The sequence below is a fragment of the Hymenobacter sp. DG25B genome (genome assembly GCF_000801315.1).
GTDB lineage: Bacteria > Bacteroidota > Bacteroidia > Cytophagales > Hymenobacteraceae > Hymenobacter.
Map to the genome: position 1 here is coordinate 1,993,539 of NZ_CP010054.1, position 14,248 is coordinate 2,007,786.

Below are 14,248 nucleotides of genomic sequence, written 5' to 3' on the forward strand. Positions count from 1 at the left end.
GGGAAACCTAGCAGTCATGCGTAAACTCCGGGTCCACGTGCAGGCGGATTTCCTCCCGGATTTCCTCCACCGACAGCCAGTGGTCGTTGTTGGCGGAGTTGTAGTGAAAGCCCAGCGGTACGGGCTTGCCGCCGAAATGTCGGATGAATTTATCGGTATCCCATTGCGGCGTAGCGGGCAGAATCACGTAGTAGCGGTCCAGTTCCACGGTGCTCAGGGCATCGGTTTCCGTAATCATTTCCTCGTGCAGCTTCTCGCCGGGGCGGATGCCCACAATTTCCTGCTCGCACTGCGGACCAATGGCCTCCGCTACGTCAGTGATTTTATAAGACGGAATTTTAGGCACGAAAATCTCGCCGCCCCAGGAATGCTCCAGCGCATACAGCACCAGGTCCACGCCTTCTTCCAGCGAGATGTTAAAGCGCGTCATGTCGGGGTGGGTGATGGGCAAAACCCCGTCCTTGCGGCGTTGCAGGAAAAACGGCACCACGGAGCCCCGGGAGCCGATTACGTTGCCGTAGCGCACCACCGAAAAGCGTAAATCCCGCGCGCCTTTCATGTTATTGGCCGCCACAAATAGCTTATCCGAGCACAGCTTGGTAGCGCCGTACAGGTTAATGGGAGCCGCGGCTTTATCGGTACTGAGAGCTACTACTTCCGTCACGCCGCAGTCCAGCGCGGCATTGATGACGTTTTCGGCCCCGAAGATGTTGGTTTTAATGCACTCCATCGGGTTATACTCGGCGGCGGGCACCTGCTTGAGGGCGGCGGCGTGCACAATAATATCGATGCCCTCGCAGGCGCGCTTCATGCGCTCCGCGTCGCGCACATCACCAATGAAATAGCGAATGGCGGGGTACTTGGCGTGCGAGAACGTCTGCGACATCTCAAACTGCTTCAGCTCATCACGCGAGTAAATCACCAGGCGCTTCACCTGCGGAAACTGCTCCAATACCGTGCGAACGAACTGCTTGCCGAAAGAACCGGTACCGCCGGTTACCAGAATGGATTTATGATTGAGGTCGAGAGCCATTGGGGTGATGAGGAGTGGGAGGTGATGAGGTGAAACGTGACCTGCACCCCACCTCCGGGACTGAGGAGGGCAAAAGTAGGCATTCTAGAGTCAGTTGCCAGTTGTGAGTTGCCAGTTGTCGGTTTTTGATCAAATTCGGCTGGTTGGGCGCAGGTTGCTCGTTCAGCGTAACTTTGCCGGAGTAATTATTTCTGAAACAGCCGCCGTGGTGGCGGGCATTGTGGTGTCCGTTTGGCAAGCGGCCCCGACTACGCATGGCACTGGCAACTGGCAACCAACAACTGACAACGGATACGCCCATCAAAGTCGTTATCTGGGACCTGGACGATACGTTCTGGCGCGGTACGCTTTCCGAAGGCGCCATTGAAGCCCTGGAAGAAAACCTGGAGCTGGTGCGCGCTACCGCCGCCCGGGGCATCGTGCACACCATCGTTTCCAAAAACGACTTCGCTGCGGCCGAGGCAAAGCTGGTGGAGCTGGGTATCCGCGACCTGTTCGTGTTTCCGCAGATCAGCTGGCAGCCCAAAGGTCCTATTATAAAGGAGCTGCTGGCGCAAATGCAGTTGCGCGCCCCCAATGCGTTGTTTCTGGATGATAACCCCATCAACCGCGCCGAGGCCCTGTTTTACAACCCCAAGCTGCAGGTAGCCGACCCCGCCGACCTGCCCACGCTGGGCCCGCTACTGCGTGCCAGTGGCAAGCCCGACCCCGGTCTCTCGCGCCTGGAACAGTACAAACTGCTGGAGCGCCAGCAGCAGGCCCGCTCTACTTACCAGGACAACCTGGCCTTTCTGCGCGATTCGCAGGTGCAGATTGAGTTTCGGGAAGGCGCGGCCGTGCTGCCCGACCTCGACCGGATAGAAGAACTCATCAACCGCTCCAACCAGCTCAACTTCACCAAGCAGCGCGTTCAAAAAGCGGAGCTGCAAGCCAGCTTTCAGGATGCTACGCGCCGCTGGGGTACCGTGCGCGTGCAGGACCGTTTCGGGGATTATGGGCTGGTGGGCGTGTATTGCCTGAATCTGGCCGAAAACCAGCTGGAGCAGCTGGTGTTTTCCTGCCGCATTCTGCACCTGGGCGTAGAGCAGTTCACCTACGCGCACCTTGGGTTTCCGGCCCTGGAGGTGCAGGGCGAAGTGGCCACGGAACTCAACCAAACCAACCAACCCGACTGGATTACCATCAGCGCGGCGGGCCTGCAAACCCCGGAAGTTGCTCCGGTGGCTGGTGCCCCCAAATTGCGCGTGCTGCTCAAAGGCGGCTGCGACTTAGGCCAGCTTACGCCCTTTCTGCAGGCTTTTGATCTGGTAGTGACGGAGGAGTTCAACTATGTAAACGAGCACCAGATTCCGGTGCACGTAGAGCATACCGCCCTGCTACGCGGCGGCCGGGAGTGGCCAGAACCGGAGAAAAAACGCCTGGCCACCAGTCTGCCGTTTCTGGGCGAAGAAGCCTTCCAGACCAGGCTCTGGAACCCATCCTATGATGTGCTGGTGTACAGCCCCCTGATGGACTATACCCAGGAGGTGTACCGCGAAAAAGCCACCGGCCACCAGATTCCGTTCAGCAGCTATAATAATCTGATAACCGTTGATGCCACCGCCCAGGCCGTTAGATTTGCCAAGCGCCGTTTCCGGGGGCTTGATGAAGCCTTTATGCGGCGCTTTCAGCAGGAGTTTGCCTACGAAGGCCAGATTCGGCCGGCTGATTTCATCGAAAATCTGCGCTGGCTGCGGGCGCAGGTACCCGCGTCGGTGCCCCTATTCTTCCTCAATGGCGCTGAAATAGAAGTACCCGGCTCCGGCGAAACCGGTGCCAAAGACCGCCATATCCGCATGAACCAGGCATTGCTTGATTTTGTAAGCGAAGCCGAAAACTGCTTTATCGTAGATGTGCGCGACTTTGTGCGCACGCCCGCCGACGTCACCAACAACCTGCGCCACTACCAGCGCCAGCACTACCGCACGCTGGCTCAGCGCCTGGCCACTGCCATCGGCCAATGGCAGGGCCGCCAGCTGCAGCGCTCCGTCTGGGTAGATCTGAAAGCGCGGGCCGCCGGGCTGCTTCCCGCTAAGCTGCGCGCCGTATTGGGCATGTAGTTCTAAAAATAGTCTAGGTGCTCAACTAAAACCATCTGTCATCCTGAGCTTTGCGAAGGATCTGCCTCACCTAACCCACAACAGCCTTTTCAATATACAAAGCCCTTTACCACGCAACGGATAAAGGGCTTTGTGCATTTATTTGACGGCATCACAAAGGTGAGGAAGGTCCTTCGCGAAGCTCAGGATGACAGTAGTCCTTTAATCAGCTTCGCCAACTGCTTCGTAAGGGCCCGGCGGGAATAGCGGGCATGCGTAAGCCTCGGCAAATCGAGACTGGAGTTGGCGCGCCACATTTCGCAGAGGTTATGCAGATGCTCCAGCATGGCACCATACGCATCATAGGGCAGCACGCGGCCGGCCCCGCATTCATCCAGCAGGTGGGCCGCATCAGAATCGCAAGGGCCGATGCAGATAATGGGTTTGTTGGCGGCCAGGTACTCAAACACCTTACCCGGCAAAATGCCTAGGTTATGCGGCACATCCGGAATGGCCATCAGTAGCACCGTACTGCGCAGCAAGTAGCTAACCGACTCATCGTGGGGCACGAAAGGAATCAACTCCGTACGCTCCAGCAAGTCATTTTCTGCTAACTGCCGGCGCACCCCGTCCGATACTTTTCCCACGAAGCGCAGCCGCAGCGGTACATCGGGGTTCTGGCGGGCGCACTCGGCCACGGCGCTCAGAAACAGCTCAATGTGGTAGGTTTCCGTGATGGTGCCGGTGTGCGTGATGAGCAGAGCATCTGAGGGTGGGGTGGAGGGCTCCCGAAAGTCACTTTCATCGTAGCCGTTGGGCAGCACGTGAAATTTCTCGCTGGAAAGTTGTGGCGACTTGCCCAAAAATAACCGCTTGGTGTCGGGGCTGGTGACCAGCACGGCATCGGCCTGCTCCAGCACCTGGCGCTCGTAGCGGGCATCCAGCCAGCGGGCCAGGGGCGTTTGGTTGAGCTCGTGGTGGTAGTAGATATCGGTCCACGGGTCGCGCAAATCGGCTAGCCAACGCAGTTTGTAGCGTTTTTTTAGCTCCAACCCGATGAGCTGGGTGGAGTGTGGCGGGCTGCTGGTGAACACGGCGTCAAATTTCTCGCCTTTGGCATACAGCTCCTCCACGGCGCGCAGCACGTGGCGGTTCCAGCCCCGGCGCGGATCGGGAATGAAAACATTGCCCCGCACAAACTTGAAAAACCGCTGCGCGAGGCTGGTTTTGCTTTCGTTGGCGAAGCCTCCATATGGAATCTGCTGGCGTCCGGTTAGCTTCTTATAGCTGCCAAATGGCTCCGAAGTATCGGTACGCAGTACCCGTACCGAAGCCGGAACATCCGCCGCCAACGACAAATCAAGTACCGGATACGCGCCTTTTTCGGGGTCTACAGTAATGACTGTGGGCTCCACCTCGAAGCTGGGCAGGTGCTTCACAAACTTCAGGCTGCGCTGCACGCCGGCCCCGCCGGAGGGCGGCCAGTAATAGGTAATCACAAGCAGGCGCAGCTTAGACACGGGCAAAGGAAAGCAAAGGTGAAGCCGCGAAGGTAAGCAGTAGTCGGCTTTCGGGGTTTTCTGGTTATTTTTGGGGAAAATTTGTTCGTTGCGACTCGTTTTACCGCCCGCAACCACCTCCGGAAATCAGCGCAAATCTGCGAATCAATGTTCGATAACCTCAGTACCAAGTTAGATAAGGCCTTCAAAACGCTGAAAGGCCAGGGCAGCATCACCGAAATCAACGTAGCCGCCACGGTAAAGGAAATCCGCCGGGCGCTGGTGGATGCCGACGTGAACTACAAGGTGGCCAAAGACGTCACCGACAAGATTAAGGACGAGGCCATGGGCCGCGACGTGCTCATCAGCGTGTCGCCGGGCCAGCTGCTCACCAAAATCGTGTACGATGAGCTGACCCAGCTGATGGGCGGCGAAAAACAGGATATCGTTATTAAAGGCGACCCGGCCGTAGTGCTGCTGTCGGGTCTGCAGGGCTCAGGTAAAACCACCTTCGCCGGTAAGCTGGCCAGCTTCATCAAAAAGCAGAACCGCACCGTGCTGCTGGTGGCCTGCGACGTGTACCGCCCCGCCGCTATTGACCAGCTGAAAGTGCTGGGCGAGCAGATTGGCGTGGAAGTGTACTCGGAGCCGGAAAATAAAAATCCGGTTTCTATCTCGCAGAACGCCATTGAGTTTGCGAAAAAGAATAACAAGAAGGTAGTCATCATTGACACCGCCGGCCGCCTGGCCGTAGACGAGCAGATGATGCGCGAGATTGAGGCCGTGAAGCGCGCCATCAACCCCTCGGAAACGCTGTTTGTAGTAGACTCCATGACGGGTCAGGACGCCGTGAACACGGCCAAGACCTTTAATGACCGGCTGAACTTCGACGGCGTCGTCCTCACCAAGCTCGACGGTGACTCGCGTGGTGGTGCGGCGCTGTCTATCCGGGCGGTAGTGGAGAAACCCATCAAGTTCATCTCCACCGGTGAAAAGATGGAAGCGCTGGACATGTTCTACCCCGACCGCATGGCCCAGCGTATTCTGGGCATGGGCGACGTTATTTCGCTGGTAGAGCGCGCCCAACAGCAGTTCGACGAGGAAGAAGCCAAGCGCATCAACCAGAAAATCCGCAAAAACCAGTTCAACTTCGATGACTTCCTCTCCCAGCTGGAGCAGATCAAGAAGATGGGCAACCTGAAGGATCTGGTGGGCATGATTCCCGGTATGAGCAAGGCCATCAAGGAAGTGGATATTGATGATGATGCCTTCAAGCCCATTGAGGCCATTATTAAAAGCATGACTGCGCAGGAGCGGGCTAACCCCGATCTGCTGAACGGCTCGCGCCGCCGTCGCCTGGCTAAAGGCTCAGGCACCGATATTCAGCAGGTAAACAACCTGATGAAGCAGTTTGAGGACATGCGCAAAGTGATGCGCACCATGAACAAGATGAGTCAGAGCAAGGGCGGTATGCTGCAAATGGCCCGCATGATGGGTATGCGTGGCGGAATGCGGTAAAATGATATTCCGACCGCAGGGAGGAATCTGAATAAAAAAGCCCCGAACCATAGTCGTTCGGGGCTTTTTTATTGTTGCGCATTACCTTAAAAGCAGATTCCTCCCTGCGGTCGGAATGACAGAATTAGTATTCCGTCTTGCTTTCGTGTTGCTGCCAGGCCTGAAAGCCGGCCAGAGCCTCTTCATGCAGCAGCTGCTGCATGGGAATTTGGCGGGAGGAGAGAGGCTTCTCTATTTCGTCGTAGATGAACTGGTCATCGAAGCCAATGGCGGCGGCATCCTGCTTGGTGTTGCCGTAGAACACACGGCGCGGGCGGGCCCAGTAAATGGCGCCCAGGCACATGGGGCAGGGTTCACAGGAAGTATACAGGTCGCAGTCGTCGAGCTGGAAGGTGCCCAGCGTGGTGCAGGCTTTCCGGATGGCGTCGACCTCGGCGTGGCAGGTAGGGTCGTTAGTGCTGGTTACCTGGTTGAAGCCACGGGCGATAATCTGACCGTCTTTCACAATAACGGCTCCAAACGGGCCACCAAAACCGGCTTGCATCTTCTCAACTGAGAGGCGAATGGCCTCCCGCATAAACTCAGGATTGGGGTCTTGCATCATGTCTGTAATTAAGGGTGCAAGGTAGCCACGGCAGGTTTAAGGATGAACTGCGACTGGCATGTTCAGGAAAGAAGCCAAAGATTATTCCGAGAATTCAGGTAAATGCCAATAACATGGCATAGCAATTGCAGATGTGTTCCTCGAAAGAATAGTTTTTTAGGTGTTTTGGTTGTGGAAAAGGGAGTAGCTACTAGCTGCTCCTTTTTTATTTGCCTGAAAAACAGGTTATTGCACTACCCGCAGGATGTATTCGTCCTCGCCCTCGGGCAGCGGATTTTTCTCGTTGCGGAAAGCCCCCACGCGGCTGGGGCCGTAGCCCAGGTTTACTTTCACCCATTCATCGCGCACGGGCAGCATTTCCATAATTTCCCGGCGCAGGATGGCCAGATCAGCCTGCAGATTTTCTACCGCATTTCCCACTTCATCGGCCTGCTGATCAAAAGAGCCGGTGGCGGAGCGCTGTTCAAAATCCTCCGGTACGGGCTGGCCTTCCCGGGAATGGGCGGCTACAATGGCTTTCTGCAAGTCTTCTTTGGCGCTGAGGTAAGCTTCCACTTTCTCTTCCAGCGGAAGCAGGGCAGGGTCGAGGTAATCAAGGTTAACGGACATGGCGAAAAGGCAAAAGGGAGGAATGCTGATGTCAACGAAGAGCCGGCGCGAAAGGATACGGTGCCCACTTTGGCCGGCATCCTTTCTATCTTCGCCCCATGTCTGCCTCTGCTACTCCCGACCCCCTGGGCCACGCCCTGCTTGCCTGCCTCCACAACACCGACCCCAAGGCGTCGCTGGTGGTGCACTCCAACGTAGCCGATGATGAAGAGCTACCGGCGCAATACTTCTTCCGCAGCCTCTGGGAAATGCCGGAACTGGAGCGTACCGCGCTGGAAGAGTGCCGCGGCCGTGTTCTGGATATAGGCGCGGGGCGGGCTGTCATGCTTTGGAGTTGCAAAACCGCGGTTTTCAGGTAAAAGCCGTGGATGTTTCGCCGGGTGCTGTACAGGTAATGGAGGAGCGCGGCGTGCGTGAAGTAGCCTGTCACGACTTGTTTTCGGTGCCCGCTGCGCACTACGATACCATTTTGATGCTGATGAACGGCCTGGGCCTGGTAGGCACGCTGGAAGGGCTGGAGCAGTTTCTGGAATATGCCCGTACCCTGCTACTTCCCGGCGGCCAGATTCTGGCAACTTCCTCCGATATAGCTTATCTGTTTGAGGATGAGGACGGCGCCCTGGTGTTTAACCTGAATGGCCCGTACCACGGCGAGGTGGAATACCGCATGACGTATAACGGCGAAACCGGCGCCCCTTTTCATTGGCTTTTTGCCGGCGCCGGTATTGTGCAGGACTACGCGGAGGCCGCCGGTTATGAAGTAGAGTTTGTGGCCGAGGACGAACAAGAACAGTACTTAGTGCGTCTAACTGTGCGCTAGCCGTATTCTATTTCCGTTTATGACAGAGTTCGAAAAAATATATACCGTGCGTTGGGCCGACCTCGACCCTAACATCCACATGCGCCACTCGGCCTACACCGACTACGCCGCGCAGGTACGCCTGGAATATCTGGCCGAAAATGGCTTCACTATGGCGCACCTTGCCAAGCTGGCCATTGGTCCCATTCTGTTTCGGGAAGACACTCGCTTTTTCAAGGAAGTGGGCCTGAGCGAGGTCATTCGCGTAACGGCCGAGCTGGCGGGCATCAATGAAGATGGCTCCCGCTGGCGCATTGTGCACAGCATCTATAAAGCCGATGAACGGCTGGCCGCCACCGTGACCGTAGACGGTGCCTGGCTGGATTTGCGCGCCCGCAAGCTAACGGTGCCCCCGGTAGAAATGACTGCCATTATGCGGCAACTCGCCCCCCACGCCTCCTACGCCGACATCGTGCGGAAAAGCGAGGAAAAGGCCTGAGCCAAACGCCTGTGCTACCTTGCGGCCGGCTGGGCTACTTGCTTAGTAATGCGCTCCAGCTGCTTTTGATGATGCAGGATATGATCCAGCATAAAATCCAGGGTTTGCGTGATGGTGAGCATGCCCGAGCGGGGATGCTTGAAAATGGTGCGGTTCAGCAGTTTGCCTGGATACTCGTTTAAGGTGCGCTCCAGGCGGCGGCGCGAGGCCTCCCACTCAGCGCGTAGCTCCGCCAGCGGCGGAACCGCTTCCGGCGTTAGCTTAGTAAGCGAAGCCGGCGCTTTAAAACGCGTAAAAGGCAGCCGCAAAAGGACCCGCAGCAGCCGCGACTTCAGAAAAGAACCTATGCCGCCTGCCTGCAACCCCTCCGCCTGCAGCACTTTTTTTTCCACATACAGCCCAATGCCCGTTTCGGCTACCACCAGGTGCTGGACTACCTGCGCCGCCGACCACTGGCCCGGGCCTGGCGCCTGGTACGCCTGCTCTCCCAGCACGGCGGCCGAAGCCAGCAGACGGTTAGTGGCATGTTCCAACTGCTCAAAGCGTATGTGTAAGCGGTGATTCATAAAAGGGCGGGCGTAAGGAGGTAGGGAGGCGTAAACTACAAATTTGGGCCCAAACGCCAGCCTGCAGCTATAACGCAGGCTGCTATCCGGCAGCTAACTCGTTCCGTCACAAAATCAAATAAAAAGCCCCGCCGGAGAATACCAGCGAGGCTTTTTAGTAGGTGAATGCCGAAAGCTAAGCTTTCTGATAGGTTACTTCCTTTACCGCGGCTACTGTGCGGGCCACATTGGGCAGCGAGGCCTCAATGAGGGTAGGTGCGTAGGGTAGGGGCACGTCCTGGCAGGTAATGCGCACTACGGGGGCATCAAGGTAGTCGAAGGCGCGGCGCTGCACCATGTAGGCCAGCTCCGAGCTGATGCTGGCCAGGGGCCAGGCTTCTTCTACCACCACCATGCGGTTGGTTTTCTTTACCGATTCAATCAGGGTATCGTAGTCGATGGGGCGCACGGAGCGCAGGTCAATAACCTCGGCGTTGATGCCTTCCTTAGCCAGCTCATCGGCGGCGGCCAGGGCCACTTTCATCATTTTACCGAAGCTCACCAGCGTTACACTGTCGCCCTGACGGACTACGTTGGCTTTGCCAATCGGAATCAGGTACTCTTCTTCGGGCACCTCGCCTTTGTCGCCGTACATCAGCTCCGACTCCATGAAAATCACCGGGTCAGCGTCGCGGATGGCGGATTTCAACAGGCCTTTGGCATCGTAGGGAGTGGAAGGTACCACCACTTTCAGACCGGGGCAGTTAGCGTACCAGTTCTCGAAGTTCTGCGAGTGCTGCGAGGAAAGCATACCGGCGTTGCCGGTTGGGCCGCGGAATACGATAGGGCAGGAGTACTGACCACCCGACATGGAATAGATTTTGGCCGCCGAGTTAATCACCTGATCAATAGCGACCAGGGAAAAGTTAAAGGTCATGAACTCGATGATGGGCAGCAGGCCGTTGATGGCCGCGCCTACGCCAATGCCGGCAAAGCCCAGCTCGGCAATAGGCGTATCAATTACGCGCTCCGGACCGAATTCGTCGAGCATGCCCTGGCTTACTTTATAAGCGCCGTTATACTCAGCTACTTCTTCGCCCATGAGAAACACGCGCGGGTCGCGGCGCATTTCTTCAGACATGGCTTCACGCAGGGCTTCCCGGAATTGGATGGTCCGCATAGTCGTCAGTTGACAGAAAGTCGAAAAATCAGAAAGAAAAAGCCGGAGGATTTCCGGCCCGTAAAGCTACGACGCTCAGACGGGACGGGCAAATGAGGATTTTGTAATGAAGTGGTGAGGAGAGAAGATGATGTGGGGGCCTGTCCTTGCGAGGAGGCACGACGAAGCAATCCGTCCTCTCAGACGTAGAAAACCATGAGATGTGAAAAGCCCTTTTCCGTTGCTGACGGGAAAGGGCTTTCTGGTAAAAGGATGGATTGCTTCGTCCATCGTCCTCGCAAGGACACGGGCTGGCTATAACACCTTCCTACTTCAAGGCTTCCATAAACGTTTTGCTGGCCGCAAAATCCCGGAACTCCAGGTCCTCTACCGCCCGCTGGGCAAACTGGCGGTCCAGCTGCACGGCCCGGCGCAGGTACTGGCCCATTTGGGCTTCGTCTTTTTGGCGGGCCGCCACCAGGGCCAGGCAGTAGTACGCCATGGCATCGTTGGGCTTCAGGGTGAGGGCTTCCTGATAAATCTGGGCCGCGCCTTCGTAGTTTTCCTTTAGCAGGTAAATCAGGGCGCGGTTCATGGTGTTCTGATAGGATTTGTCGCTGAAGCTGAGGCTGCGCAGGGCATCATCAGGCTGGCCTACTTCAATTTCCAGCGCGGCTTTATCGGCAAATACCTTGTTCAGAATGGGGCGGGGGCCGCCCAGCTTAATGGCGTAGTCGTAGTTCTGCAGAGCCTCCAGCTTGTCGCCGGCGCGGTGGTAGGCGGTGGCGGTGCGGTAGAAGGTGAGGGCTGTAGGGTTGCGGTGCGCGGCCAGGGTAAAGTTGGTAGCGGCCCGGCGCTGATAGGCTTTTTTCACCCGCAGGTTTACTTCTTTCTCGGCGCGGGCTGCCAGCACTACACCTAAGTTATGATAGGCTTCCCAGCGGCCAGTGGTAGCAATGGCGGTTTCATAGATGCGCTGCTTTTCGGCTAGCAGCGGTGTGAGCGTGGCGGAGTACCGCAACTCTTCGGGCGTTAGGGCATCGGCCTCCATCTGCTTTTCCACAATCTTTTTGGAGAGCAGGTAGATTTCCGATTCGTAGCGTTTAGGGGCGCTGTATTTCACGGCCACCGTGCCAAAGCGCATCACCGGGTAAATATATTGCTCCAGATAATCGAAGAAGGAAAGCTGGTGCAGCTGTAGCTCCCGCTCAGCAAACGTGCCTTCTGACTCATTCAGAATAGTCAGCACCGAATCTACCTGAGCGGGCTGCAGCGCTGACTCCTGCACCTTGTTCACGAACAAGTCCCAGCGGTTGCGGTAAGCCCGGGTATCAAAGCGGATTTCCTTCACCGAATTCAGGTAAGAGCTGACATCAACACGGTTTTTGTAGTACTTTACCAGGGCCTGCACGCGCTGGTCGGCCAGGTGCGGGTTCCGGGTTTCGGCTGGCTCGGGCGAGTTGCCGGCCACCACCATCACCAGCTCGGTTTTCTGGTTGGCTTCGATGAATTCTTCCAGGGCGGCTACGTTGGTGCCCAGATAGTTGCGAATTTTGCTTTCGCCGGTGTCAAAAAAGAACGGCAAAACGCGGGTGCCGCCGCCTTCCAGACTGGCCGTTTCCGGCAGGTAAGGAATCAGCGTATCCTGGCGCACTACCAGGCGGCTGGTGGTTACAATGCCGCGGGCTATGGGGAATGGCTTGCCGGTGCGTACTTTGCCGCCCGCCCGCCGCTGGCGGGCTTCGGGCGTGGCTAGCAGCTGGCCCGGGTTTTTACGTGGCGTGAAAGGAAACGAAAATTGCCTGGTTACTACTAGCTGGTCTTTGCGGTCCTCATCATACACGTACTCGCCGGATACAAAGCTGAGGCGGCCCACGGTGTCTTCCCGCAGTCCATTATCGTAGTGGTAGCTCAGGTTCAGGTTATAGGCTTTGCCTTTGCGCAGGTGGGCCGCCGGAACTTTCGCCTTCACCTCAAACAGCACATTTTCGCCGTTGGTATCCAGCACCGAGGGCTGAACGGTAATTTGTTGGCCCTCACCGGCAACCTTCATCATCCGGGTAAGCGTACAACCCGACAAGGTGACGCCAAGGGTGGCTGCTAGAATAAGTGGTACAACGCGCACAGATAGGCTGATCATGTATTGAAAACGTGGTAGGCTAATTTCAGACAACAAACGAAAAACTCCTGATAAGAGGCGTAACTTGGGGCAAAATGCCGGGTAGAAGTTGTGCCTTTCGGCGTATCGTGTTACCTTAGACCAGGTTAGCCACTAAAGGCAGCTGTTGATAGTAAGGGCTATGAGACGACTAACCGACTTTATTGAAAAGCAAAGCTTCGGCGTTTGCAATGCGCTGGGCGAGCGGCTGGGATTTTCTACCAGCAGCGTGCGCCTCTCGTTTGTGTACGCCTCATTCTTCACGTTTGGCTCCCCGGTGGTGCTGTACTTCGCGCTGGCGTTCTGGATGAACGTGCGCCGGGCTTTGCGCCGGCAGCGCAGCACCGTCTGGGATTTGTAGCTCCGCAAACGTCCGCTTTCCCTGGACAAAATATGCCCAAACCAGGCTGCCCGAGTAGGTGCCAGCCCGTTGGGCCACGATAAGGTGCGGCCGCGCCGCCCGCCTTTGGGTCTTCCAGTAGGAGCGCTTCCGCAGTACGTCTCGGTGGGCGCGCAGGACCGCCCTAAAATCGCCAAAAGCCCCCTGGGTGAGGAACCGCGCCGCGGCTACCCAGTCTAGCAGCAGACGCTGCGCCAGCGTGCTGGTTAGCTCCGCCGGGGCCGAGTTTTTGTATACCAGCGCCAGCCCATTACGAAAGTTGAGGTAGGTTTTGCGCGGGTTGCTTTTGTGCAGCGTGCCCCCGCCCACGTGGTAGACGGTGCTAGCGCCCTGGTACCAGATTTCATGGCTCGCATTCTGCAGGCGCCAGCACAGATCAATTTCCTCCATGTGGGCAAAAAACTCCGGTTCCAGGCCGCCCAGCGCGTGCCAGGCACTGGCGCGCACCATCATGCAGGCGCCGGTAGCCCAGGCCACGGGTCGGGCATCGTTATACTGGCCGTGGTCTTCTTCCAGGCTGTCAAACAGGCGCCCCCGGCAGAAGGGGTAGCCCAGCCGGTCGAGGTAGCCCCCGCCGGCGCCGGCATATTCGAAGTGCTTGGGCTGCTGCTGGCTCAGAATTTTGGGCTGACAGGCCGCTACAGTCGCGCGCTCTTCCAGCAGCTGGCGCAAAGGGCGTAGCCAGCCTGGCGTTACGGCTACATCCGAGTTCAGCAGCACATAGTACTGGAAATCCAGCTGGCGCAGCGCCTGGTTATAGCCTTCGCAGAAGCCCAGATTAGTAGCATGAAGGAGCACCCGCACGACCGGAAACTGCGCCCGCAGCCAAGCCACTGACGCATCGGTGGAGGCATTATCCGCTACTACAATGGTGGCCCCATCGGCTTGCGCCACTACCTCCGGCAAAAACTGCTGCAGCCAGTGCAGGCCATTCCAGTTCAGAATAACGACGGCTACATCTGTACAGGGCCCTCCAATTTCTGTGGGCTGACTAGAGACCAAGGTTACCGAAATCGAGGCCGGGAATGTTGGGCAGCAGGCCCGAAGTTTTGTTTTTGAGTTCTTCCTTGGCTTTTTCGCCAACTTCTTCCAGGGCCTTATTCACGGCGGCCACTACCAAGTCCGCCATCATGTCACGGTCGGGGCCGGAGAGCAGGCTTTCGTCAATATCGAGCTTCAGCACGCGGCGCTGCCCGTTCACGGTAGCCTTCACCAGACCACCGCCCGATTCGGCCGTGACGGTGAGGTGCTGCAGCTCGTCCTGCGCCTGCTTCATTTTATCCTGGAGCTCTTTTACCTTCCCCATCATGCCCATCATGTCAAACATATGCTCAAAATCTTTACGTA

General features: G+C 57.3%; 14 protein-coding genes and 1 pseudogene. 6 read left to right on the plus strand and 9 right to left on the minus strand.

The genetic code is table 11. The features are described from left to right. Positions 1-7 precede the first annotated feature (7 nt). The gene (gene pseB, locus PK28_RS08490; RefSeq protein ID WP_044513366.1) at positions 8-1,033 is read right to left on the minus strand and encodes a UDP-N-acetylglucosamine 4,6-dehydratase (inverting); all 1,026 of its coding nucleotides are present in this window, start codon (positions 1,031-1,033) and stop codon (positions 8-10) included. A gap of 254 nt (positions 1,034-1,287) precedes the next feature. Between pseB and PK28_RS18965 the strand changes: the two genes are divergently transcribed. Further along, complete coding sequence (locus PK28_RS18965) at positions 1,288-3,132, plus strand: hypothetical protein (RefSeq protein WP_048825773.1); 1,845 nt, start codon at positions 1,288-1,290, stop codon at positions 3,130-3,132. A 182-nt stretch (positions 3,133-3,314) separates the two neighbouring features. Here the strand turns inward: PK28_RS18965 and PK28_RS08500 are convergent, their stop codons facing one another. Further along, positions 3,315-4,631, minus strand: a complete 1,317-nt coding sequence (locus tag PK28_RS08500; RefSeq protein WP_231576116.1) for a glycosyltransferase family 4 protein — start codon at positions 4,629-4,631, stop codon at positions 3,315-3,317. Positions 4,632-4,778: 147 nt separating this feature from the next. Here PK28_RS08500 and ffh point away from each other — a divergent pair, with 147 nt between their 5' ends. Further along, positions 4,779-6,128 carry a signal recognition particle protein gene (gene ffh / locus PK28_RS08505; protein ID WP_044513367.1) on the plus strand — a complete coding sequence of 450 codons (1,350 nt, stop codon included), beginning with the start codon at positions 4,779-4,781 and terminating at the stop codon, positions 6,126-6,128. A gap of 124 nt (positions 6,129-6,252) precedes the next feature. Here the strand turns inward: ffh and PK28_RS08510 are convergent, their stop codons facing one another. Both PK28_RS08510 and PK28_RS08515 read right to left on the minus strand, forming a co-directional pair. After that, positions 6,253-6,729, minus strand: coding sequence for a nucleoside deaminase (locus PK28_RS08510; RefSeq protein WP_044516632.1), 477 nt, complete (start codon positions 6,727-6,729; stop codon positions 6,253-6,255). Positions 6,730-6,957: 228 nt separating this feature from the next. Further along, positions 6,958-7,341: a hypothetical protein gene (locus tag PK28_RS08515; RefSeq protein WP_044513368.1), complete on the minus strand. Its 384-nt coding sequence runs from the start codon at positions 7,339-7,341 to the stop codon at positions 6,958-6,960. 98 nt (positions 7,342-7,439) lie between these two features. On the opposite strand from PK28_RS08515, the gene PK28_RS20920 reads away from it, so the two are divergent. The 3 genes from PK28_RS20920 to PK28_RS08525 are packed head-to-tail and all read left to right on the plus strand — an operon-like array spanning position 7,440 to position 8,639. After that, on the plus strand, positions 7,440-7,700 hold the full coding sequence (locus PK28_RS20920) for a hypothetical protein (protein WP_231576117.1): 261 nt from the start codon (positions 7,440-7,442) through the stop codon (positions 7,698-7,700). Continuing rightward, positions 7,670-8,161, plus strand: coding sequence for a class I SAM-dependent methyltransferase (locus PK28_RS08520; RefSeq protein WP_231576118.1), 492 nt, complete (start codon positions 7,670-7,672; stop codon positions 8,159-8,161). Before PK28_RS20920 ends, PK28_RS08520 begins: the two co-directional genes overlap by 31 nt. 19 nt (positions 8,162-8,180) lie before the next feature. Then, positions 8,181-8,639 (plus strand): acyl-CoA thioesterase, encoded by a 459-nt coding sequence (locus PK28_RS08525; protein ID WP_044513369.1) that lies wholly within the window; start codon positions 8,181-8,183, stop codon positions 8,637-8,639. 14 nt (positions 8,640-8,653) lie between these two features. On the opposite strand, the gene PK28_RS08530 is transcribed toward PK28_RS08525, so the two are convergent. From PK28_RS08530 to PK28_RS08540, 3 genes are all read right to left on the minus strand, one after another. After that, the gene (locus tag PK28_RS08530; protein ID WP_044513370.1) at positions 8,654-9,205 is read right to left on the minus strand and encodes a DinB family protein; all 552 of its coding nucleotides are present in this window, start codon (positions 9,203-9,205) and stop codon (positions 8,654-8,656) included. Between the two features lie 175 nt (positions 9,206-9,380). Next, a complete protein-coding gene (locus PK28_RS08535) occupies positions 9,381-10,364 on the minus strand; it encodes a pyruvate dehydrogenase complex E1 component subunit beta (protein ID WP_044513371.1) in 984 nt (327 codons plus the stop codon). Between the two features lie 307 nt (positions 10,365-10,671). Further along, complete coding sequence (locus PK28_RS08540; RefSeq protein WP_044513372.1) at positions 10,672-12,399, minus strand: tetratricopeptide repeat protein; 1,728 nt, start codon at positions 12,397-12,399, stop codon at positions 10,672-10,674. 244 nt (positions 12,400-12,643) lie between these two features. Here PK28_RS08540 and PK28_RS21330 point away from each other — a divergent pair. Beyond that, positions 12,644-12,754 (plus strand): annotated as a pseudogene (locus PK28_RS21330) (PspC family transcriptional regulator); the annotation flags it as partial. Here the strand turns inward: PK28_RS21330 and PK28_RS08545 are convergent. Both PK28_RS08545 and PK28_RS08550 read right to left on the minus strand, forming a co-directional pair. Then, the gene (locus tag PK28_RS08545; RefSeq protein WP_065814135.1) at positions 12,755-13,903 is read right to left on the minus strand and encodes a glycosyltransferase family 2 protein; all 1,149 of its coding nucleotides are present in this window, start codon (positions 13,901-13,903) and stop codon (positions 12,755-12,757) included. After that, the gene (locus PK28_RS08550; protein ID WP_044513373.1) at positions 13,893-14,228 is read right to left on the minus strand and encodes a YbaB/EbfC family nucleoid-associated protein; all 336 of its coding nucleotides are present in this window, start codon (positions 14,226-14,228) and stop codon (positions 13,893-13,895) included. Before PK28_RS08550 ends, PK28_RS08545 begins: the two co-directional genes overlap by 11 nt. Positions 14,229-14,248 lie beyond the last annotated feature (20 nt).